The 21,876-nt window shown below is 71.9% G+C and carries 18 protein-coding genes; 6 read left to right on the top strand and 12 right to left on the bottom strand.

Annotated features, from left to right (window positions below; translation table 11 throughout):
* Positions 1–9: 9 nt before the first annotated feature.
* On the bottom strand, positions 10–990 hold the full coding sequence (locus tag ACZ6EM_RS08930) for an LLM class F420-dependent oxidoreductase (protein ID WP_465772128.1): 981 nt from the start codon (positions 988–990) through the stop codon (positions 10–12).
* Positions 991–1,140: 150 nt separating this feature from the next.
* On the opposite strand from ACZ6EM_RS08930, the gene ACZ6EM_RS08925 reads away from it, so the two are divergent.
* Positions 1,141–1,464: an ArsR/SmtB family transcription factor gene (locus ACZ6EM_RS08925; RefSeq protein ID WP_401048179.1), complete on the top strand. Its 324-nt coding sequence runs from the start codon at positions 1,141–1,143 to the stop codon at positions 1,462–1,464.
* Between the two features lie 112 nt (positions 1,465–1,576).
* Positions 1,577–2,065 (top strand): hypothetical protein, encoded by a 489-nt coding sequence (locus tag ACZ6EM_RS08920; protein ID WP_452179348.1) that lies wholly within the window; start codon positions 1,577–1,579, stop codon positions 2,063–2,065.
* An 89-nt stretch (positions 2,066–2,154) separates the two neighbouring features.
* Here ACZ6EM_RS08920 and rodA read toward each other — a convergent pair whose 3' ends face one another.
* The 8 genes from rodA to folC all read right to left on the bottom strand — a co-directional run bounded on the left by rodA (position 2,155) and on the right by folC (position 11,111).
* On the bottom strand, positions 2,155–3,354 hold the full coding sequence (gene rodA / locus ACZ6EM_RS08915) for a rod shape-determining protein RodA (RefSeq protein ID WP_359908141.1): 1,200 nt from the start codon (positions 3,352–3,354) through the stop codon (positions 2,155–2,157).
* Entirely contained in the window at positions 3,351–5,651 is a 2,301-nt protein-coding gene (mrdA, locus tag ACZ6EM_RS08910; RefSeq protein ID WP_465772126.1) for a penicillin-binding protein 2, read from the bottom strand. Before mrdA ends, rodA begins: the two co-directional genes overlap by 4 nt.
* Before the next feature lie 51 nt (positions 5,652–5,702).
* On the bottom strand, positions 5,703–6,341 hold the full coding sequence (gene mreD / locus ACZ6EM_RS08905; protein WP_465772125.1) for a rod shape-determining protein MreD: 639 nt from the start codon (positions 6,339–6,341) through the stop codon (positions 5,703–5,705).
* Between the two features lie 3 nt (positions 6,342–6,344).
* Positions 6,345–7,340: a rod shape-determining protein MreC gene (gene mreC / locus ACZ6EM_RS08900; protein WP_465772124.1), complete on the bottom strand. Its 996-nt coding sequence runs from the start codon at positions 7,338–7,340 to the stop codon at positions 6,345–6,347.
* Between the two features lie 115 nt (positions 7,341–7,455).
* Positions 7,456–8,481: a rod shape-determining protein gene (locus tag ACZ6EM_RS08895; protein WP_049648984.1), complete on the bottom strand. Its 1,026-nt coding sequence runs from the start codon at positions 8,479–8,481 to the stop codon at positions 7,456–7,458.
* Positions 8,482–8,845: 364 nt separating this feature from the next.
* The gene (gene ndk / locus ACZ6EM_RS08890) at positions 8,846–9,259 is read right to left on the bottom strand and encodes a nucleoside-diphosphate kinase (protein ID WP_359908153.1); all 414 of its coding nucleotides are present in this window, start codon (positions 9,257–9,259) and stop codon (positions 8,846–8,848) included.
* 108 nt (positions 9,260–9,367) lie between these two features.
* Positions 9,368–9,718 carry a DUF4233 domain-containing protein gene (locus ACZ6EM_RS08885; RefSeq protein WP_401051401.1) on the bottom strand — a complete coding sequence of 117 codons (351 nt, stop codon included), beginning with the start codon at positions 9,716–9,718 and terminating at the stop codon, positions 9,368–9,370.
* 1 nt (position 9,719) lies between these two features.
* Positions 9,720–11,111, bottom strand: coding sequence for a bifunctional tetrahydrofolate synthase/dihydrofolate synthase (folC, locus tag ACZ6EM_RS08880; protein ID WP_401051400.1), 1,392 nt, complete (start codon positions 11,109–11,111; stop codon positions 9,720–9,722).
* A gap of 185 nt (positions 11,112–11,296) precedes the next feature.
* Between folC and ACZ6EM_RS08875 the strand changes: the two genes are divergently transcribed.
* The 3 genes from ACZ6EM_RS08875 (at position 11,297) to ACZ6EM_RS08865 (ending at position 15,644) form a co-directional block, all read left to right on the top strand.
* Positions 11,297–12,730 carry a glycosyltransferase family 2 protein gene (locus ACZ6EM_RS08875; protein WP_465772122.1) on the top strand — a complete coding sequence of 478 codons (1,434 nt, stop codon included), beginning with the start codon at positions 11,297–11,299 and terminating at the stop codon, positions 12,728–12,730.
* Between the two features lie 64 nt (positions 12,731–12,794).
* A complete protein-coding gene (wecB, locus tag ACZ6EM_RS08870; RefSeq protein WP_465772120.1) occupies positions 12,795–13,940 on the top strand; it encodes a non-hydrolyzing UDP-N-acetylglucosamine 2-epimerase in 1,146 nt (381 codons plus the stop codon).
* A 165-nt stretch (positions 13,941–14,105) separates the two neighbouring features.
* A complete protein-coding gene (locus tag ACZ6EM_RS08865; RefSeq protein ID WP_452179351.1) occupies positions 14,106–15,644 on the top strand; it encodes a chitinase in 1,539 nt (512 codons plus the stop codon).
* Positions 15,645–15,675: 31 nt separating this feature from the next.
* Here the strand turns inward: ACZ6EM_RS08865 and ACZ6EM_RS08860 are convergent, their stop codons facing one another.
* Together ACZ6EM_RS08860 and ACZ6EM_RS08855 are read right to left on the bottom strand one after the other, a co-directional pair.
* The gene (locus ACZ6EM_RS08860; protein ID WP_380543344.1) at positions 15,676–16,200 is read right to left on the bottom strand and encodes a hypothetical protein; all 525 of its coding nucleotides are present in this window, start codon (positions 16,198–16,200) and stop codon (positions 15,676–15,678) included.
* Positions 16,201–16,512: 312 nt separating this feature from the next.
* Positions 16,513–19,152, bottom strand: coding sequence for a valine--tRNA ligase (locus tag ACZ6EM_RS08855; protein ID WP_465772118.1), 2,640 nt, complete (start codon positions 19,150–19,152; stop codon positions 16,513–16,515).
* A gap of 190 nt (positions 19,153–19,342) precedes the next feature.
* Between ACZ6EM_RS08855 and ACZ6EM_RS08850 the strand changes: the two genes are divergently transcribed.
* On the top strand, positions 19,343–20,212 hold the full coding sequence (locus tag ACZ6EM_RS08850; protein WP_465772116.1) for a hypothetical protein: 870 nt from the start codon (positions 19,343–19,345) through the stop codon (positions 20,210–20,212).
* A gap of 73 nt (positions 20,213–20,285) precedes the next feature.
* Here ACZ6EM_RS08850 and clpX read toward each other — a convergent pair whose 3' ends face one another.
* Positions 20,286–21,575, bottom strand: a complete 1,290-nt coding sequence (gene clpX / locus ACZ6EM_RS08845; RefSeq protein WP_045696864.1) for an ATP-dependent Clp protease ATP-binding subunit ClpX — start codon at positions 21,573–21,575, stop codon at positions 20,286–20,288.
* Positions 21,576–21,876 lie beyond the last annotated feature (301 nt).

Below are 21,876 nucleotides of genomic sequence, written 5' to 3'. Positions count from 1 at the left end.
TGCGCGGCGTCACGTCTGCGGGGCCAGGGCCCGCAGCGTGTCGCGCATCCCCTCCGGCCCGGGGCCGAACTCCGGCACCGGCAGCACCGCCAGCAGCGGCGTGTCCACCCCCGCCGCCGCGAACTGCGCGACCCGCTCCCGGCACTCCCCCGGGGAGCCGTGGATCAGCAGCGCGTCGACCAGGTGCTCGGGCACCGCCTCGCACGCGCCGTGGAAGTCGCCCGCCGCCCACGCGGCGTGCGAGGCGGCCAGCTCCTCGCCGCGCCCCAGCCAGTCGTGGAAGCCGCCGTACGTCCGGGCGTTGAGGATCGGCCCGAGCAACTGCCGCCCCTGCCAGCGGGCGTGGTCGCGGTCCTTGGTCGGGCAGACGAACAGCCGGGCCACCACCTCCTTGGTGCGGCCCTCCTCGCCCATCGCCTCCCGCACCCGCGGTACGTCCGCGGCCGCCAGGAAGTTGGTCACCAGCCCGTCCGCCTCCCGTCCGGCCAGCCGCAGCATCTGCGGGCCGAGCGCGCCCATCATCACCGGCGGCACCGGGTCGGGCCGCAGCGCCGGGGTGTACCCCTCGATGGTGAAGGAGTCGAACGCGCCCCGTACCGTCCGGCCGGCCAGCACGTGCTTCAGGAACCGCACGGTGTCGCGGACCTGACGGTACGGATGCTCGAACGGGATGCCGTTGATCCGGGTGACGAACGGCGGGCCGGAGGAGCCGACGCCCACCACCACGCGGCCGGGAGCGGCCTCGGCCAGCGAGGCGACCGTCATGGCGAGCAGTGCCGGCCCTCGGGTCTGCACCGGCACCACCCCCGTGCCCAGCCGCAGCGCGGGCGCCCAGGCCGCGGCGAGCGCCAGCGGGGTGAAGCCGTCGTAGCCCGCCGCCTCCCCGGTCCACACGTCGGTGTAGCCCAGATCGGGCAGTTCCTCGACCAGTGCGCGGTGGCGGTGCAGCGGGACGCCGCGCAACGGGAGCGTCAGACCGTAGCGGCCCACGGGCACCTCCCGGCGGTTCGCTCGCGGCGTTCACTCATCGGGTGTCCTTCCGCGGGAACGGCGGTGCGGGCCGGCCCCATTGCCTAAGATTGGATAGTACGCCAAAGTTCGAACAATCCATCGCACGACCAGGACGACCAAGGAGCCGCCATGCGGACCCCGAGCCACCCGGCCACCGACTCCATCCAGCTCGCCGGCATCTTCCACGCCCTCAGCGACCCGGCCCGCCTCTCCATCGTGACGGGCCTGTCCGAGGTCGACGAGCAATGTTGCAGCGACCTGGACATCCCCCTGTCCAAGTCGACCCTCTCGCACCACCTCAAGGTGCTGCGCGAGGCCGGCGTCACCACCACCCGGGTCGAGGGCACCCGCCGGCTGATGTCGCTGCGCCGGGACGACCTCGGCCAGCGCTTCCCCGGCCTGCTGGACGCCGTCCTGGACGCCGCGACCCGTGAGCCCGCCGACGCCCACTGATTCTCCCCGACACTCCCGGGGCGGCTCTTCGGCCGTACGACCGGTCTGTGCCCCGGCCTTTGGACCTGAATCGGCCCCGCCCGGCCCCACCGGGCGCGCCGGTGGACCAGGCTTGCCGCGTCCCTGCCGTCCGCAGCCCGCCCTGGAGGCCGCCGTGCCCGCCGACACCCGCGCCCACGAGACCGCCGCCCACGACACCCCCGCTCACGACACCCCCGCTCACGAGGCCGCCGCCCGCGCCGCCCTCGACGCCTTCCTCGACGCCCTCAACAGCCGCGACCTGACGGCCTGGGCGCGGACCCTGCACTACCCGCACGTCCGGGTGCACGAGGGTGAGGTGACGGTCTGGGAGGACGAGGCCGGCTACGTCGAGCGGTCCACCCCCGAGCTGGCCCTGCTGGTCGACTCCGGCTGGGCCCGCAGCGGCTGGGAGAGCGTCGAGCTGAGCCAGTCCTCCCCCGACCAGGTGCACGCCCTGGTCCGCTTCGCCCGCTACGACGCGGCCGGGGAGCGCACCGGCTCCTTCGACTCGGTCTACGTGCTCACCCGGCGCTCCGAGCGCTGGGGCGTGCTCGCCCGGATCGGCTTCCCGGCCGTCTGACCGCGGCGCCCCCCGGCCGCGGGAACGCCCCGGACACGACGGCGGGGCCGGCCCGGGAAGTCCCCGGCCGGCCCCGCCGCGATGCTCGCTCAGGCCGCTATCGGCCGCTGGCTGCGCACCGCCTGGAGCAGCCCGATGGCCATCCAGTTCGCGAACATCGAGGAGCCGCCGTACGAGACGAACGGCAGCGGGATGCCCGCGACCGGCATGATGCCCAGGCACATCCCTATGTTCTCAAAGGCCTGGAAGGACAGCCAGGCGATGACCCCGGCCGCCACGATCGTCCCGTACAGGTCGGTCGCCTGCCGGGCGATCCGGCAGGCCCGCCAGAGGATCACGCCGACCAGCGCGATGATCGCCAGCGCCCCGACGAAGCCCAGCTCCTCGCCGGCCACGGTGAACACGAAGTCGGTCTGCTGCTCCGGCACGAACTGCCCGACGGTCTGGGTGCCGTGGAACAGCCCCTTGCCGGTCAGCCCGCCCGAGCCGATCGCGATCCGGGCCTGCGCGGTGTTGTAGCCGACGCCGTTCGGGTCCAGCTGCGGGTTCGCGAAGGCGGCGAAGCGGTCGATCTGGTACTGGCTCAGCAGTCCGAACTTCCAGATCGCCACGCACCCGGCGGTGCCCGCCACCAGCAGGCCGAGCACCCAGCGGTTCGCCGCGCCCGAGCCGAGCAGGATGCCCAGCACGATCGCGGCCATCACCATCACCGAGCCGGCGTCCGGCATCAGCAGCACTATGCCCATCGGCAGCCCGGCCCAGAGCAGTCCCCGGAACACCGCCCGGTGCGAGGGGAACTCCCGCTCCCCCGCGTCCACCTGGTCGGACAGCACGACCGCCATCGCCAGCACGATCGCGAGCTTCGCGAACTCGGCCGGCTGGATCGAGAAGCCGCCGCCGAGCTGGATCCACGAGTGCGCGCCGTTGATGGTCGAGCCCAGCGGGCTGAGCGTCGCCAGCAGCATCAGGAGCACGCCGACGTACAGGAACGGCACGATCGTGCGGAAGCGCCGGCTCCCTATCGCTATCACCACGGAGCACAGCACCAGCCCGACCACGAAGTTGGTCAGGTGCCGGTACAGGAAGTACTGCGGGTCCCCGTGGGTCAGCGAGTCGCGCCCGCGGGTGGCCGACCAGACCAGCAGCGAACTGCCGGCCGAGAGGGCCAGCGCGGCCAGCAGCAGTATCCAGTCCAGCCGCCAGAGTGGGGAGTCCTTGGCCAGGGCCTTGGAGACCCCGCTGCGCTGCGGGGCCAGCCGCAGCTGCCGGTACGAGCCGTAGGAGGTCATGCCCGTCCCCTTCCCGGTCCGCGCGTGGGTTCGAGCGCGGCGTCGGCCGCGGTGTACGACGCCGGACGGTCGGCCGGCGGCGTCCGGTCGAGGAAGGCCGTCGCCGGGGCCGGCTGCGCGGCGGCCGCGTCGAGCAGCGCCGGAGCCGGTGCGGCGGCCTGCGCCTGGGCGCCCGGCGCCGCGTCGACGCCGTACGAGACCGGCTTGATGATCGCGGTGCCGTCCGGGTTGAACTTCGGCAGCTCGGCCTGCGGCGCGGGCAGCAGCGCCTTGCCGGTGTCGATGCCGCCCTTGTCGTCCACGCCGTACAGCGCCTGGTAGATCCGGCGGATGGCGTCGCCGGAACCGCCGGAGCCGGTGCCGCCCTGGCTTATCGTCATGACGACGGCGTAGTCCTTGCTGTACGTGGTCAGCCAGGAGGTGGTCTGCTTGCCCTCGACCTCGGCGGTGCCGGTCTTGGCGTGCAGCGTGATCTTGTCCTGCGGCCAGCCGTTGAACTTCCAGGCGGCGGTGCCGCTCTTGATGACGCTCTCGGTGGCCTGGTTGATGTAGCTGAGCAGCTTCTCGTCACCGGGGAACCTGGCGTCCTCGTGCGGGGCGATCTCGCGGACGAGGTCCCCGCCCGGGCTTATCACCGCCTTGGCGATGGTCGGCCGGTAGAAGGTGCCGCCGTTGGCCAGCGCCGAGTAGATCCGGGCCATCTGGACCGGGGTGACGAGGGTGTCGCCCTGGCCGATCGCGAAGTTGACGGCGTCACCGGCGCGCATCTGGTAGCCGTCGACGCAGTTCTCCCGGGCGATCTGGTCGGAGTAGCTGTTGCCGCCCTTCTGCCCCTGGGCGCACCAGGCGTCCTTGTTGTTGTCGTAGAAGGACTGCTTCCACTGCCGGTCCGGCACCCGGCCGGTGACCTCGGACGGCAGGTCGATGCCGGTCTTGGCGCCGAGGCCGAACTCGTGGGCGGTCTTGAAGAACCAGTCGCCCGGCTCCTTCTTGGGCTTGATGCCGCCGTCCTTCAGCCACTGGTCGTACGCCAGGCCGTAGAAGACGGTGTCGCAGGAGACCTCCAGCGCCTTCTCCAGGGAGATCTGGCCGAAGTTCTCGCTCTCGAAGTTCTTGAACTCGCGGCCGCCGATGGTCATGCTCTTCGGGCAGTCGTAGTGGCCGTCCAGCGAGTAGCCGGCCTGCACGGCGGCGGTGGTGGAGATGACCTTGAAGGTCGAACCGGGGGCGGACTGACCCTGTATGGCCCGGTTCAGCAGCGGGAAGTTGGAGTCCTTGCTGGTCAGCGACTGGTAGTCCTTGCCGCTGATGCCGCCCACCCAGAGGTTCGGGTCGTAGGTCGGGGCGCTCGCCATCGCGACGATCCGCCCGGTGTGCACGTCCATCACCACGGCGGCGCCGGAGTCGGCCTCGTAGTTGCGGTTGGTGACCTTGTCGAAGGTGTTCCGGGCGTCGTTCATGGCCTGCGCCAGGTTGTCCTCGACGACCTTCTGCACCCGGGCGTCGATGCTGGTGACCAGGTTGTCGCCGGTCTGCGGGGCGACGGTGCCGGCGTTGCCGATCACCCGGCCGAGGTTGTCCACCTCCAGCTTGGTGATGCCCGCGGTGCCGCGCAGGTCGCGGTCGTACACCGACTCCAGGCCGGCCCGCCCGATCTGGTCGGCCGGCAGGTAGCGGTCCAGGCCGCTCCTACCCGCGGTCTTGCTGACCTCCTCGTCGGTGACCGGCGAGAGGTAGCCGAGCACCTGGGCCATGTTGGCGCCCTCGGCGCCGGTGTAGCGGCGCACGGCGGTGGGCTGCGCGGTGACCCCGGGGAAGTCCTCGCGGCGCTCCATTATCTGCATCGCCTGCTGGGTGGTCGCCTCCTTGGTGACCGGGATCGGCTGGTACGGCGAACCGTTCCAGCACGGCTGCGGGGTCTTGGCGTCGCAGAGCCGGACCTTCTCCTGCACGTCCTTGGCGGGCATCCCCAGCACCTCGGCCAGCCGGGACAGCACCGCCTTGCCGCCGTCCTTCTGCTGGAGCAGCGAGGTGCGGCTGACCGAGACCACCAGCCGGGTCTCGTTGCCGGCCAGCACCCGCCCGGAGGCGTCCAGGATCTCGCCGCGGACGGCCGGCTCGACCACCTCGCGGATGTGGTTGCCGGTCGCCTTCGCGGTGTACTCCTTGGCGTTGCGGATCTGCAGGTACCACAGCCGCCCGCCGAGGGTGGCGAGCAGCGACAGCACCAGGATCTGCAGCACCACCAGACGGATCGTCACCCGTCGGGTGCGTCCGGTCTCGGGGATGTTGCTCACGTCTCGTGCGCTCCAGGATGCGGGGAGGTCGGGTGGTCGGGGCCGGGCCGGTTACGGCCGGCGGACGAAGCCGGGCACGCGCCGCTTCTTGTACGACGGGCCCGTCGAGGCCTCGCGGGTGGTGCGGTAGCGGGCCAGGGTGCCGAGACCGGAGCTGCCCTCGTCGTCGTCCGCCGAGGCCACCGGGTCGCGCCCGAAGCGGCGGCCGAGGTACATCACCAGCGGCACCACGAAGGGCGCCAGCAGCAGGTCGTAGAGCAGGGCGCTGATCACCAGTCCGCCGAGGCCGACGTGCCGGGCCGCGGTGTCGCCGACCAGGGCGCCGACCATCGCGTAGAGCAGGGTGGAGGCGACCGCCGCGGCACCGACCACCAGCAGCGAGCCGGCCACGGAGCGCTGGCGGCCGTGGTCCGGGCGCAGCAGTCCGGCGGCGTAGCCCATCAGGCAGAGCACCAGCGCGTAGCGGCCGATCGCGTGGTCGGAGGGCGGTGCGAGGTCGGCCAGCAGGCCGCCCGCGAAGCCGACCAGGCAGCCGCCGGTGGGCCCGTAGACCATGGCCAGGCCGACCACGACGAGCAGCAGTATGTCCGGGGTGGCTCCCGGGAGCTGGAGCCGGCCGAAGACGCTGACCTGGAGGATCAGGCCGAACAGGACGAGGCCGGCGGAGACGGGGATGCGGGCGAGGCGCATGGCTCAGTTCCCCCCAGTGGGCTTGGCGGGCGGGGCGGCGGGCGCGGAGGCCGGGACCTGTCCGGGCACGGAGGCCGGGACCTGTCCGGGCACGGAGGCCGGGACCTGGCCCGGCGCGGCGGCCGGCTGGCCCGCGGCGGGCGCCGGCGGCAGGACGGCGTCGCGCGGGTCGGCGCGCGGCGGCACGACCACCACGCCGACCAGGTCCAGCCGGGTGAACTGGACGAAGGGCTCGACCATGACGGTCTTGGTCAGCTGGCCGGCGTTGGCCTGGACCTCGACGACCTTGCCGACCGGGACGCCGGGCACGAACGGGCGGCCGCTCTGCGAGCCGAAGGTGACCAGCCGGTCGCCGGCCTTGACCTGGGCCTTGCCGTTGAGCAGCGAGACCTTCATCGGGCTGTCGCCGCCGCCGGAGGCGAAGCCGATCTCGCCGGTGCTCTCCAGCCGGGTGCCGGCCGAGAAGCCGGGGTCGGAGGCGAGCAGCACGGTGGCGGTGGTCGGGGCGACGGTGGTGATCCGGCCGACCAGGCCCTGACCGTTGATCACCGTCATGTCGCGGGTGAGGCCGTCGTCGCTGCCGGCGTCGATGGTGATGGTCCAGGAGAAGCCCTGGGCCGGGCCGATCGCGATGACCTGGGCCGCCTTGACGGTGTAGCCGCCGGCGCCGGCGGTGCGCAGCAGGTCGTCCAGCTGCTTGGTGCGCCCGGTGGCCATGTCGGAGGAGGCGAGCTTCTGCCGCAGTTCGGTGTTCTCGCGGGCGAGCTGGTCGGTGCGGCCGCTGTCGGTGGCCGCGTCCCGGAAGGCGCGGACGGTGTCGGCGACCGGGTCCACGACGGTGGCGGCTCCGCGCTCGACCGGTCCGAGGACACTGGCGGCGGCGTGCCGGGCCGGGCCGAGCGGGGAGTCCTCACCGCCCTTGATGTCCACGGTGATCAGCGCGAAGGCGACGGCCACCAGCAGGATGAGCAGCAGCCGGCTCTCTCGTGTGTCCCTCACGGTGCTGGTACTGCCCCTTCGTACCTGGCCGCCGTCCGGGGCTGTGGGGCCCGGGCGGCGGCCCGTTCAGTCGAGTGTCGGATGTGACGCGTGGTACCGGTGGTGCGGCGACGTGTCAACGACGCGGCGAGGCGTCGAGTACCTGCTGGAGGGCCTCGAACTCCTCGACGCACTTGCCGGAGCCGAGCGCGACGGAGTCGAGCGGGTTCTCCGCGATGTGGATCGGCATGCCGGTCTCGCGGCGCAGCCGCTCGTCCAGGCCGCGCAGCAGGGCGCCGCCGCCGGTGAGCACGATGCCCCGGTCCATGACGTCGCCGGCCAGCTCGGGCGGGCACTGGTCGAGGGTGGTCTTGACCGCGTCGATGATCGCGTTGACCGGCTCGTCGATGGCCTCGCGGACCTCGGCGGCGGAGATCACCACGGTCTTGGGCAGACCGCTGACCAGGTCGCGGCCGCGGATCTCGGCGTGCTCGTCCTTCTCGCCCTCCAGGCCGAAGGCGCTGCCGATGCTCATCTTGATCTGCTCGGCGCTGCGCTCGCCCAGGAGCAGCGAGTACTCCTTCTTGATGTGCTGGACGATCGCGTTGTCCAGCTCGTCGCCGGCCACCCGGATGGACTGGGCGGTGACGATGCCGCCGAGCGAGATCACGGCGACCTCGGTGGTGCCGCCGCCGATGTCGACGACCATGTTGCCGGTGGCCTCGTGGACGGGCAGGCCGGCGCCGATCGCGGCGGCCATCGGCTCCTCGATGATGTGCACCTGGCGGGCGCCGGCCTGCGAGGAGGCCTCGATGACGGCGCGGCGCTCGACGCCGGTGATGCCGGAGGGCACGCAGACCACGACGCGGGGGCGGGCGAGGTAGCGACGGCGGTGGATCTTGAGGATGAAGTACCGCAGCATCCGCTCGGTGATCTCGAAGTCGGCGATCACGCCGTCCTTGAGCGGGCGGATGGCGACGATGTTGCCCGGGGTGCGGCCGATCATCTTCTTGGCCTCGGCGCCGACCGCGAGGATCCCACCGGTGTTGGTGTTCACCGCGACGACGGACGGCTCGTTCAGGACGATGCCCTTGCCCCTGACGTACACCAGCGTATTGGCTGTTCCGAGGTCGATCGCCAAGTCGCGGCCGATGAACGACAGGTTGCTCGCCATGGGGTGTGGGTGCCTTCCCGGGCTCGGAGTTCATGGGGGGTGGACGAATGCGCGCCCACGCTTGGGCGGAGACCAGCTGAGCTGCCTTACCGGGCCCTTGAGTCGCGTCCATCGTAGTCACGCCGCGCGGCACGGACGTAGACGTGGGGCATACCGTCCATTGTCCGGGGCGTGATCGCATCTCCGAGGATTGGGACGCCGTGTCGGCGCCTCCAGTTCCCTATTTCACGATAAGAATGCCCCGGCCGGGCCAATGGTCCCGACCGGGGCGGACGAAGGTCCTGCGGGTGCGTCACCCGCTTCCCCGGGGTGTGTCACCCCTGGTCCCGCCGGGCGTGTCGCCCGGTCCGGGTCAGGCGTGCGCGGGGAAGAAGATCTTGATCTCGCGCTCGGCGGACTCCGGGGAGTCGGAGGCGTGGATCAGGTTCTCGCGGGTGATCGTCGCGTAGTCGCCGCGGATGGTGCCGGCGCCGGCCTCCAGCGGGTTGGTGGCGCCGGCCAGCATGCGGATGCCCTTGACGACCTCCTCGCCCTCGACGATCAGCGCGATCGACGGGCCGGAGGTCATGAACTCCAGCAGCGGCTCGTAGAACGGGCGGCCCACGTGCTCCGCGTAGTGCTGCTCCAGCGTCGCCCGCTCGAAGGTGCGCAGCTCGACGGCGGCGAACCGCCAGCCGGCCTTGCGCTCGATGCGGCTGATGATCTCGCCGGCCAGGCCGCGGCGGACGGCGTCGGGCTTGAGCAGGACGAGAGTGCGCTGGGACACGGTGCGTCTCCTGGGGATTCGGTTCGGCGGACAGTCGGGTCGACAAGCGGCGCCGACAGGGCAGAGATTACCTTGCGTACACGGCGTGTCGGTCCGCCGGTCCGGGCCTCAGACCTGTACTGCGGCGGCCTCCGCGGCGGCCCGGGCGGCCTTGAACTCGTCGACCTTGCGGCCGTAGTGCACCGAGCACCACCACAGGCCGGCGAAGACCACGCCGAGACCGAACATGGTCGGCAGGATGAAGCCGCCGGCGATCAGCCCGATCTGCAGCGCCCAGCCGATCTGCACCGCGCCGGGGCGGTCGATCATGCCGCAGAGCAGGACGCACAGCGCCATCGCGATGCCGCTGACCGTCCACACCTCCGCGCCGGAGACGTCGGTGAGCCGCACCGCGACCAGCGCCGCGAAGAGGATCAGCAACGCTTCGCCGATCAAGGTCGAGGAGCAGAGCGTCCTCATGTCACTTCCTCCCGAGCAGCAGGCGGGCCTCGCCCACCGTGATGACCGAACCGGTGACCAGCACCCCGGAGCCGCCGAGGTCGCCCTCCTCCTCGGCGAGGGTGACGGCGGCGGCGATGGCGTCGTCGAGCCGGGGCTCGACCTGGACGCGGTCCGGGCCGAAGACCTCCACGGCCAGCGCCGCGAGCGCGTCGACGTCCATCGCGCGGTGGGTGGAGTTCTGGGTGATGACGACCTCGGCCAGGATCGGCTCGAAGGCCTCCAGCACGCCGGCCACGTCCTTGTCCCCGGAGGTGCCGATCACGCCGACGAGCCGGGTGAAGCCGAAGGACTCGGTGAGCGCGGCCACGGTGGCGCGGGCGCCGTGCGGGTTGTGGGCGGCGTCCAGGACGATCGTGGGGCTGCGGCGGACGACCTCCAGGCGGCCCGGCGAGGAGACGCCGGAGAAGGCCTGGCGGATCTTGTCCACGTCCAGCTGCCCGCCGCGCGCACCGCCGACGCCGAAGAAGGCCTCGACCGCGGCCAGGGCGAGGGCCGCGTTGTGCGCCTGGTACTCGCCGTGCAGCGGGATGAAGACGTCCTCGTACTCCTCGCCGCCGAGTCCGCGCAGCGTCACCAGCTGTCCGCCGACGGCGAGTTCACGGCGGATCACGCCGAACTCCATGCCCTCGCGGGCGACCGTGGCATCCACCTCGACGGCGCGGCGCAGGATGGTCTCGGCGGCGTCCAGCTGCTGCTGGGCGACGACGGCGACGGCACCGGACTTGATGATCCCGGACTTCTCGACCGCGATCTCGCCGGTGGTCCCGCCGAGCTTGTCGGTGTGGTCCAGCCCGATCGGGGTGATCACCGCGACGGCGGCGTCGATGACGTTGGTGGCGTCCCAGGAGCCGCCCATCCCGACCTCGACCACGGCGACGTCCACCGGGGCGTCGGCGAAGGCCGCGTAGGCCATGCCGGTCAGCACCTCGAAGAAGGACATCGGCACCGGCTGCGCCGCGTCGACCATCCGCACGTAGGGCTCGATGTCGCGGTAGACCTCGACGAAGCGCTCGGGACTGATCGGGGCGCCGTCCAGGCTGATCCGCTCGGTGACGGACTCCACGTGCGGGCTGGTGTAGCGGCCGGTGCGCAGCTCGAAGGCGTTGAGCAGCTGCTCGACCATCCGGGCGGTGGAGGTCTTGCCGTTGGTGCCGGTGATGTGGATGGAGGGGAAGGACCGCTGGGGCTGGCCCAGGATGTCCATCAGCGCCTCGATCCGGTCGAGCGAGGGCTCCAGCTTGTTCTCCGGCCAGCGTTCGGAGAGCTCCACCTCGACGTCGCGCAGGGCGTCGCCGGTGCCGCCGTCGGCGGGGCGGATGGTGTACGGGTTCGGGTCGGCCTTGTCGCTCACGACCACAGTCTACGGAGCGCCGACGGGTCCTCCTCACGGGGTGAGAACCACCACTTTGCCCGCCCTTTGCCGTGATCGCCCATTTTTCTCCCTTTACTATCGATTTGGCGATTTGAACCGCAATGAAGCATCGATTCGCAACTGATGGGAGCCCCCCAGCCTTTGATCACAAGGAGCAGTTCGCCATGCCCGACGCCCTGCACGCATGGATCGTGCTTCGCCAGGACTCCGTCGTCCGGATCGCCGGACTGATCTCCCTGGCCCTCGTCGGCTACATGCTCCTGGTCTTCGGCCGCTTCCTCGTGTACTGGGCGGGCTCCCGGCACGCCTTCCGGCACGGCCGCCCCGCCGAGCCCGGCGACCCCGCCGCCTTCCAGTGGCACCTGGTGATCCCCTGCCGCGACGAGGAGGCCGTGGTCACCCAGACCCTGGACGGCCTGCGGGCCGGCGCGCCCGAGGCCCACCTGTGGGTGATCGACGACGACAGCGAGGACGCCACCCGCGAGCTGGTGCTCGCCGCCGCGGCCCGCGACCCCCGGATCCACCTCGTCCAGCGCCGCCGCCCGCACGCCCGGATCGGCAAGGGCGCCGCTCTCAACGCCGCCTACCGGGAGATCTCCGCCTCGCTGCCCGAGGGCACCGACCGCGCCCGGGTGGTGATCGGCGTGGTCGACGCCGACGGGCGGCTCGGCCCGGGCACCCTCGCCCGGGTCTGCAACGCCAAGGCGCTCGGCCGCCCCGACACCGGCGCCGTCCAGATCGGCGTCCGGATGCGCAACGCCGACGACGAACTCCCACCGCCCGGCCGCGGCCGGGCCGCCAACGCCCTGGCCCGCGCACTGGTGCGGATGCAGGACGTCGAGTTCCAGGCCACCAACACCGGCATGCAGCTGCTGCGCCGCCGCACCGGCAGCGTCGGCCTCGGCGGCAACGGCCAGTTCGTCCGGCTCACCGCCCTCGACTCGCTGACCGCCGAGGAGGGCCGGGCCGGCCGCCCCTGGCCGGAGCGCGCCCTGCTGGAGGACTACGAGTCCGGCCTCGACCTGCGGCTGGCCGGCTGGCGGCTCACCCACGTCACCGAGGCCCAGGTCTCCCAGGAGGGCCTGATCTCGCTGCGCCGCTTCCTCACCCAGCGCACCCGCTGGGCCCAGGGCAACATGCAGTGCCTGCGCTACACCGGCCGGGTGCTGCGCTCCCCGCACTACACCCCGTCCGGCAAGGCCGAGGTGCTGTACACCTTCCTCCAGCCGGTGGTCTGCGTCCTGCTGGTGCTGCTCTTCCCGCTCTCGCTCGGGATCACCGGCGCCGGGGTGGTGCTCTTCCCGGAGGAGACCGCCGAGTTCCAGCTCAGGTTCGGCCCGTGGATGCTGCTCGCCTTCGTGCTCGCCGCCCTGCCGATGGTGTTCTGGGGCTTCGCCTACCGCAGGGCCGTCCACCCCGACCGGAGCCGGCTCACCGCACTGCTCTGGGGCGTCCTGGTCTGGCTCTACGCCTACCACCTGTTCGTGGTCGCCACCCGGGCCGCGATCCGGATGCTGCTCGGCCGCAACGGCTGGGCCAAGACCCGCCGCAACGCCGAGAAGGTCGCCGTCGGCGCCCCCACCGCGCTCGAGTCCTGACCCGCGTCCCGAGCCGCCCGCCCCCACGCCTCCTCCCCGCACCACGTCCCGACCGGAGTCCCGCATGAGCACGTGCCTGCCCCCGTCCAGCGTCGCCGTCGTCCTCGGTACCCGCCCCGAGCTGGTCAAGCTCGCCCCGCTGATCCACGAGCTCGGCGACGCCAGCCGGCTGGTGCACACCGGCCAGCACTGGGACGAGGCGATGTCCGGCCGCTTCCTGCGCGACCTCGACCTGCCCGAGCCCGAGCTGCTCACCGGTGTCGGCGGCCGCCCCCGGGCCGGCCAGATCGCCCGCTCGCTGGGCCAGCTGGACACCGCCTTCGCCGAGGACCGCCCGGTGGCCGTGGTCGTCCAGGGCGACACCAACGCCACCCTGGCCGGGGCCCTGGCCGCCAACGCCCGGGGGGTCCCGCTGGTCCACGTCGAGGCCGGGCTGCGCAGCTTCGACCGGGCGATGCCCGAGGAGCACAACCGGGTGATGGTCGACCACGTCTCCGACCTGCTCTGCGCCGCCACCGGGGAGAACGTCGCCAACCTGCGCGCCGAGTCGCTGGCCGAGGAGCGGATCGAGCTCACCGGCAACACCGTCGTCGAGGTGGTCCGCCGTCAGCTGCCGGACGGGGCCGCCCGCGCCGCCCTGCTCGCCGCGCACGGGCTGCGCCCGGACGGGTACGTGCTGGCCACCGTGCACCGCCCGGAGAACACCGACACCGCCGAGGCGCTCGGCGCGGTGCTCGCCGAACTGGACCGGATCGCCCGGGCCGGCACCCCGGTGCTGTTCCCGATGCACCCGCGCACCCGGGCCGCCGTCGAGCGCTTCGGCCTGGACGGCCTGCTGGAGCGGCTGGCCGTCACCGGCCCGGTCGGCTACGGCGACTTCCTGGGCCTGGCGGGCCACGCGGCCCTGCTGGTCTCCGACTCCGGCGGCGTGCAGGAGGAGTGCACGGTGCTCGGCCGCCCGCTGCTGGTGGTGCGCCGCTCCACCGAGCGTCCGGAGGCGGTGGCGGCCGGCTTCGCCGCGCTGGTGCCGCCCGGCGAGGAGCTGGGCGCCCTGGCCCGCGCCTGGCTCTCCGACACCCCCGAGCGGCTCGCCCGGCTGGCGGCCACCCCGAGCCCGTACGGCGACGGCCTGGCCTCGGCCCGGATCGCCGCGCTGACCGCGGCGATCGCCGGGCCGGCCGGGGTCGGATCCGCACCACCGGCCGCGTAGCGCCCCCTTGACAGCAGAATTGGTCTACTCCACCTTGTGAGGCAAGTCTCCGTTCCCGACCGGGACTTGAGTTGTCGGTAGCTCCCGCACGCGCACCATCGACACCCCGGACGACGTTCCTCCCCCACGAGGCGCCGCCGGGCCTCCCCCACTGGAGACGGAGTCATGCCACCTGCCCGACACCGGCGCCCGCGCGCCGTCCGTTCGCTGCTCGCCGGAGCGAGCGCCCTGGTCATCGGACTGGGCGGACTCGCCCTGGCCGACGGCACCGGCGCCCACGCCGCCGACACCGATCTGATCACCAACGGCGGCTTCGAGACCGGGAACCTGTCCGGCTGGACCTGTTCGAGCGCCACGGTCCGGAGCACCGCCGCGCACTCCGGCACGTACGCCCTGCAGTCCACCCCGAGCGGGAGCGACACCGGCGAGTGCACCCAGACCGTCGCGGTGAAGCCCTCCTCCTCGTACACCCTGAGCTCCTGGGTCCAGGGCTCGTACGTCTACCTGGGCGCCCGCGGCACCGGCGGCACCGATCCGAGCACCTGGACCCCCGGCGGCACCGGCTGGACCCAGCTGAGCACGGGCTTCAGCACCGGCCCGAACACCACCAGCGTCACCGTCTACCTGCACGGCTGGTACGGACAGCCGGCCTTCGCCGCCGACGACGTCTCGCTGCTCGGGCCCGGCGGACCGCAGCCGTCCCCGAGCCCGACCGCCACCACCACCGCCTCGCCGAGCCCGACGGCCACCGCCACGGGCACCGGCAGCCCCACCCCCACCGGGACGTCGACCCCGACCAGGCCCCCGGGCCTGCCCAAGCACATCCTCACCGGCTACTGGCAGAACTTCGACAACGGCGCCACCGTCCAGCGGATCAGCGACGTCCCGGCCGCCTACGACATCATCGCGGTCTCCTTCGCGGACGCCACCGCCACCCGCGGCGGCCTGAGCTTCACCCTCGACCCCGCCCTCTCCTCCCGCCTCGGCGGCTACACCGACGCCCAGTTCAAGGCCGACATCGCGGCCAAGCGGGCGGCCGGAAAACGGGTGGTGCTCTCCATCGGCGGACAGAACGGCACCGTCTGGGTGGGCGATTCCGCCTCGGCCGCGAACTTCACCGACTCCGCCTGGGCGCTGATGCAGGGTTACGGCTTCGACGGGATCGACATCGACCTGGAGAACGGCATCAGCTCCACCTCCATGGGCCAGGCGCTGCACGCCCTGGCGGCGAAGGCCGGGAGCGGATTCGTCCTCACCATGGCGCCGCAGACGATCGACATGCAGTCGACCGGCATGGAGTACTTCAAACTGGCGCTGAACGTGAAGGACATCCTCACCATCGTCAACATGCAGTACTACAACTCCGGCGCGATGAACGGCTGCGACGGGAACGTCCACTCGCAGGGCACCGAGAACTTCCTCACCGCGCTGGCCTGCATCCAGCTCAAGGGCGGGCTGCGCCCCGACCAGGTGGGGCTCGGGGTGCCGGCCTCCACCAGCGCCGCCGGCGGCGGGTACCTCGCCGCCGGCACGGTCAACAACGCGCTGGACTGCCTGGCGTCCGGAACCAACTGCGGCAGCTACAAGCCGGACACCAAGTGGCCGGGCATCGGCGGCGCGATGACCTGGTCGACCAACTGGGACGCCAAGGCGGGCAACCCGGTCGCGAGCACCATCGGTTCGCATCTGCACGCCATGCCGTAGCCGGACCGGCCGGCCTGCCGGCGGCCCGGGTTCAGACCCCGGCCCGGGCCTCCGGCACGTGCGCGGCGCCGCCGTGCCGACGGCGCAACTCGGCCGTGATCTCGGCCAGTTCGCCGTCGGGCAGCAGCGGCAGCATCATCGCGACGCCCTGCAGCAGGCCGCCGAGCAGGAAGGTGGTGTCCGGCGTCGCCGCCACCAGGCCGCGGACCTCGGCCACCTCGCCGGCCGCCACCGCCTCGATCAGCCGGGCGGCGCTCGCGGTCTCCTCGTCCACGTCGACCGCGCCGGTGTCCTCCGGGGCGCGCCGGGCCATCGCCCGCAGCACCCTGTCGCCGACCTCGGGGGCGTACGCCTTGCGGACGGCCTCGGCGGCGATCCAGGTGAGCAGGGTGGTCACCTCGCGCTCGGCGTGCTCGGCGAACAGCAGGTCCAGCTCGTGGTCGAACGCGATCTGGTTGCCGTGCCGGAACGCGAGCAGCAGGGTCGCCGCCCTGGCCTTGGCCTCCTCGACCGCCTCCACAGGCAGTTCGTCGGCCAACTCCTCGGTCACCACCACGCCATGCCCTCCCGTCCGCCGCTCAGCAGGAACGCTCAGCGGAAACACCCATTCGGAAACTCCGTGCACACGGTACACAGCGGACCTGCAAACTTCCGCGAACCCGCGCGGGCAAGACCGGAATCAATTCGCTCGGAATAGGACCTCACCCGGTCGCAGGATGATAATTCGCCGGAAGGGAGCAATGTTTCTGGGCTATTTGGTGTAGTGAAAGCACCCGGGTAGCCATTCCGGAAGCGAACACCGGAAAAACGCCCGAGGGGCCGCACTCCGCGTGTCGCGGTGTGCGGCCCCTCGGGGACCGGTCCGGGCTCAGCCCTGCGGCAGCGCCGCGAGCTGGGCGGTGATCCGGGCGATGTCGGCCTCGGCGGCCGCCTGGCGGCCCCGGATCTTGGCGACCACCTCGTCCGGCGCCTTGGCGAGGAACGCCTCGTTGCCGAGCTTGGCGGTGGTCTGGGCCTTCTCCTTCTCGGCGGCCGCGAGGTCCTTGGCCAGGCGCTTGCGCTCGGCCGCGACGTCGATGGTGCCGGAGAGGTCCAGCGCGACGGTGGCACCGGCGACCGGCAGCGAGGCGGTGGCCGCGAAGCCCTCCTCGGGAACGGTCAGCCGCAGCAGCGAGCGGATCGCGTCCTCGTGGACGGACAGCACGGTGCCGGCCAGCTCCAGCTGGGCCGGGACGCGCTGCGCGGGCTGGAGGCCCTGGTCCGAACGGAACCGGCGGACCTCGGTGACCACCTGCTGGAGGGTGGCGATCTCCGACTCGGCGGCCGCGTCACGGTAACCGCTGTCCTTCGGCCACGCGGCCACGACCAGCGACTCGGCGCCGGTGAGCGTCGTCCACAGCGCCTCGGTGACGAACGGGACGACCGGGTGCAGCAGCCGCAGCGTGACGTCCAGGACCTCGCCGAGCACCCGGCGCGAGGCGTCCGCCTGCGGGCCGCCCTTGGCCAGGGTGGTCTTGGAGAGCTCGACGTACCAGTCGAAGACCTCGTCCCAGGCGAAGTGGTACAGCGCGTCCGTCGCCTTGGCGAACTGGAAGTCGTCGTACAGCGCGTCCACCTTGGCGACGGTGGCGTTCAGCCGCGACAGGATCCAGCGGTCGACCGCGGTCATGTCCTCGGGCGCGGGCAGCGCGCCCTCGGTGGTGGCGCCGTTCATCAGCGCGAAGCGGGTCGCGTTCCAGATCTTGTTGCAGAAGTTGCGCGAGCCCTTGACCCAGTCCTCGCCGATCGGCACGTCGGCGCCCGGGTTGGCGCCGCCGGCCAGGGTGAAGCGGACGGCGTCGGCGCCGTAGGCGTCCATCCAGTCCAGCGGGTCCACGGCCGTGCCGGAGGACTTCGACATCTTCTTGCCGAACTCGTCGCGCACCAGACCGGTCAGGGCGACGGTCTTGAACGGCGCCTCGCCGTCCATCGCGTACAGGCCGAACATCATCATCCGGGCGACCCAGAAGAAGATGATGTCGTGGCCCGTCACCAGGACGTCGGTCGGGTAGAACTTCTCCAGGTCCGCGGTCCGCTCCGGCCAGCCGAGCGTGGAGAACGGCCACAGGCCGGAGGAGAACCAGGTGTCCAGGACGTCCGGGTCCTGAACCCAGCCCTCGCCGGTCGGCGGCTGCTCGTCCGGACCGACGCAGACGACCTCGCCCTCGGGGCCGTACCAGACCGGGATCCGGTGGCCCCACCAGAGCTGGCGCGAGATGCACCAGTCGTACATGTTGTCGACCCAGTCGAAGTAGCGGCGCTCCAGCTCCTTCGGGTGGATCTCCACCTTGCCGTCGCGGACGGCGTCGCCGGCGGCCTTGGCCAGCGGCTCGACCTTGACCCACCACTGCAGCGACAGCCGCGGCTCGACCACGGTGTGGCAGCGCGAGCAGTGGCCCACGGCGTGCATGTACGGGCGCTTCTCGGCGACGATCCGGCCCTGCTCGCGCAGCGCTCCGACGACGGCCGAGCGGGCCTCCAGCCGGTCCATGCCGAGGAAGGGACCGTGCACGGTGATCGCACCGCGATCGTCCATGACCGTCAGGTTGGGCAGGTCGTGGCGCTGGCCGATGGCGAAGTCGTTCGGGTCGTGCGCGGGCGTCACCTTGACGGCGCCGGTGCCGAACTCCGGGTCGACGTGCTCGTCCGCGACGACCGGGATCTCACGGTCGGTCAGCGGCAGCTTGATGGTCCGGCCGACCAGGTGCCGGTAGCGCTCGTCCTCGGGGTGGACGGCCACCGCGGTGTCGCCCAGCATCGTCTCGGCCCGGGTGGTGGCGACGACGATCGAGTCCTCGCCCTCGCCGTAGCGGATCGAGACCAGCTCGCCCGGCGTGTCCTCGTGCTCCACCTCGATGTCGGACAGCGCGGTGAGGCAGCGCGGGCACCAGTTGATGATGCGCTCGGCGCGGTAGATCAGGCCGTCGTCGAAGAGCCGCTTGAAGATGGTCTGGACGGCCTGGGACAGGCCCTCGTCCATGGTGAAGCGCTCGCGCGACCAGTCCACGCCGTCGCCGAGGCGGCGCATCTGGCCGAGGATGCGGCCGCCGTAGCTCTTCTTCCACTCCCAGACCTTCTCGACGAAGGCCTCCCGGCCCAGGTCGTGGCGGGAGAGGCCGGACTCGGCGAGCTGCTGCTCGACCTTGTTCTGGGTGGCGATGCCGGCGTGGTCCATGCCCGGCAGCCAGAGCGTCTCGTAGCCCTGCATGCGCTTGCGGCGGGTCAGCGCGTCCATCAGCGTGTGCTGGAAGGCGTGGCCCAGGTGCAGGGCGCCGGTGACGTTCGGCGGCGGGATGACGATGGTGTAAGCGGGCTTGTCGCTCTTCGCGTCCGCGGTGAAGTAGCCACGCTCCACCCAGCGCTCGTACAGCTCGCCCTCTACGTCCGCGGGGGTGTAGGTCGTCGGGAGGGTCGCTGCTTCGTCCCCGGCAAAGGTGCTCACGGGGCGCTGGTTCGTCGTGTCGGTCACGACGCACAGTTTACGTAACCGGGGGGAGGGTCACGAACCGCTTTCGGTGCCCGGACCCGCCGCGCCCGGGCGGGCCCCGGTCCGCCACCGTGCGGTAGCGTGCCCGGGCACTCGTCCGGCGGACCGGACGGGCACGGAACGACTGGACACCACGACAGGCCGCGGGTGCGGCGGGGGAGCACGAACGCAGATGTACGGCCAGGGACAGCAGTACCCGCAGGGACAGCCGCAGCCCTACGGCGGCCAGCCGCCGCAGTACGGGGGGCAGCCGCCGCAGTACGGCCAGCCGCCGCAGCAGCCCTACGGCGCACCCCAGCCCCCGTACGGCCAGCCCCAGTACGGGCAACCGCCGCAGCAGCCCTACGGCGCTCCCCCGCAGCCGTACGGCACGCCGCCGCAGGCGCCGTACGGCCAGCCGGGCTACCCGCCGCCCCAGCAGCCCAAGGGCAAGGGCGGCCTGGTGATCGGGCTGGTGATCGGCGCGCTGGTGCTGGGCGGCGGCGGCTACGCCGCCTGGTCGTTCCTCGGCGGCAAGGACGCGGGCGGCCAGTACAAGCTCACCGCCCCGCAGACGCTGCTGGACGGCTACGTCCAGAAGTCGGCGAAGGAGGAGGCCGCCGACATGAGCAAGCCCGAGGTCTCCAAGGTCGGCAAGGACCTGCACGCGGTGGTGGCCAGCTACGGCAAGGGCACCGACGTCAAGAACGTGGACTCGCTCTCGGTGATCGGGATCTACGGCGACCTCAACGACCCGGACCAGATCATCGCGGACTCGAAGAAGGACGGCGGCGGGGTCAGCTGGACCACGCCGATGACCGACTACCCCGCGAAGGACAGCCACGCCTCCGCCGGGAAGCTCAGCTGCGGCGTGATCAGCGTGATCGCCGGCAAGGCCGGGCCGACGGTCTGCGTGTGGGCGGACAAGTCCACCTACGGCCGGGTCACCTTCACGAAGATGAGCCTGGGCAGCACCGGCGGCGACAGCGGCCAGGGCGTCACCCCGGACCAGGCCGCGGAGAAGACCCGGGCGATCCGCGACGCCATGAAGGTCGCCAAGTAGCGCGCACGTGACACGGGAGGGGCCCCGCACCGGATCCGGTGCGGGGCCCCTCCCGTGTCACGGAGGCCTCGGGTCAGGCGCTCTTCTCCCGGCGCTCGCGCTTGATCATGTCGCGCGGCACCAGGGTGGGGATGGCGTGCTTGGAGACCACGTCGCCGGTGACCACCACGCGGGCGACGTCCTGGCGCGAGGGAACCTCGTACATCACGGACATCAGCACCTCCTCCATGATGGCCCGCAGCCCGCGCGCGCCGGTGCCGCGCAGGATCGCCTGGTCGGCGATCGCCTCCAGCGCGTCCCGGGAGAACTCCAGCTCCACGCCGTCCAGTTCGAACAGCTTGCGGTACTGCTTGACCAGCGCGTTGCGCGGCTCGGTGAGGATCTGGAGCAGCGCCTCGCGGTCCAGGTTGTGCACGCTGGTGATCACCGGGAGACGGCCGATGAACTCGGGGATCATGCCGAACTTCACCAGGTCCTCGGGCATCACCTGGCGGAAGTGGTCGCTGGCGTCCGACTCCCGCTTGGAGCGGATGTTGGCGCCGAAGCCGATGCCCTTGGCACCCGCGCGGCCCTCGATGATCCGCTCCAGGCCGGCGAACGCGCCGCCGACGATGAACAGCACGTTGGTGGTGTCGATCTGGATGAACTCCTGGTGCGGGTGCTTGCGCCCGCCCTGCGGCGGCACCGAGGCCGTGGTGCCCTCCAGGATCTTCAGCAGGGCCTGCTGCACGCCCTCGCCGGAGACGTCCCGGGTGATCGACGGGTTCTCGCTCTTGCGCGCGACCTTGTCGATCTCGTCGATGTAGATGATCCCGGTCTCGGCCTTCTTGACGTCGTAGTCGGCCGCCTGGATCAGCTTGAGCAGGATGTTCTCGACGTCCTCGCCGACGTAGCCGGCCTCGGTCAGCGCGGTGGCGTCCGCGATGGCGAACGGCACGTTGAGCATCCGGGCCAGGGTCTGCGCCAGCAGCGTCTTGCCGGAGCCGGTGGGGCCCAGCAGCAGGATGTTGGACTTGGCCAGCTCGATGGCGTCCTCGCGGCCGTTGCCGCCGCTGCGGCCCGCCTCACCGGCCTGGACCCGCTTGTAGTGGTTGTAGACGGCGACCGACAGCGCCTTCTTGGCGAGGTCCTGGCCGACCACGTACTGGTCCAGGAACTCGTAGATCTCGCGCGGCTTCGGGAGCTCCTCGAAGCGCACCTCGGAGGTCTCGGCGAGTTCCTCCTCGATGATCTCGTTGCACAGGTCGATGCACTCGTCGCAGATGTACACGCCTGGGCCGGCGATCAGCTTCTTCACCTGCTTCTGCGACTTGCCGCAGAACGAGCACTTGAGCAGGTCGCCACCGTCTCCGATGCGTGCCACGAGGTGCTTCCCCTTCGCCAGGGGCCCCGCAGGGTTCCGGGGCCTGGTGCTGTGGACCGTCAACGCCGACGGCGCTCGGTCTCGCTATCCGACGGTACTCTGCCGGGCCCGTGATTCCGGCCTCTTCGCCAGGTCTGCCCTACGCCCTGGGCGAATTGATACCGAACAGATGCCGTCGCGCGGGCCCGCCGATGGGCCGGGGCGGGGGGGGGGAAAGGGGGGGCGAACAGACCCGAAGGGACTCGGGAAGGGGGGGGGGGGGGGGGGGAGGTGACCCCCCAAGGGCACGAGGGGGTTGTGG

The sequence above is a fragment of the Kitasatospora sp. NPDC041917 genome (genome assembly GCF_055589745.1).
The sequence above is the reverse complement of the archived record's forward strand: the minus strand, read 5'-3'. Positions and strand labels throughout refer to the sequence as shown.

Bases quoted from the DNA above. Each gene is read 5' to 3' on its own strand.
- wecB (WP_465772120.1), top strand. From the start codon at position 12,795: ATGAGCACGTGCCTGCCCCCGTCCAGCGTCGCCGTCGTCCTCGGTACC.
- ACZ6EM_RS08850 (WP_465772116.1), top strand. From the start codon at position 19,343: ATGTACGGCCAGGGACAGCAGTACCCGCAGGGACAGCCGCAGCCCTAC.
- ACZ6EM_RS08865 (WP_452179351.1), top strand. From the start codon at position 14,106: ATGCCACCTGCCCGACACCGGCGCCCGCGCGCCGTCCGTTCGCTGCTC.
- mreD (WP_465772125.1), bottom strand. From the start codon at position 6,341: ATGCGCCTCGCCCGCATCCCCGTCTCCGCCGGCCTCGTCCTGTTCGGC.
- ACZ6EM_RS08875 (WP_465772122.1), top strand. From the start codon at position 11,297: ATGCCCGACGCCCTGCACGCATGGATCGTGCTTCGCCAGGACTCCGTC.
- ACZ6EM_RS08885 (WP_401051401.1), bottom strand. From the start codon at position 9,718: ATGAGGACGCTCTGCTCCTCGACCTTGATCGGCGAAGCGTTGCTGATC.
- ACZ6EM_RS08925 (WP_401048179.1), top strand. From the start codon at position 1,141: ATGCGGACCCCGAGCCACCCGGCCACCGACTCCATCCAGCTCGCCGGC.
- rodA (WP_359908141.1), bottom strand. From the start codon at position 3,354: ATGACCTCCTACGGCTCGTACCGGCAGCTGCGGCTGGCCCCGCAGCGC.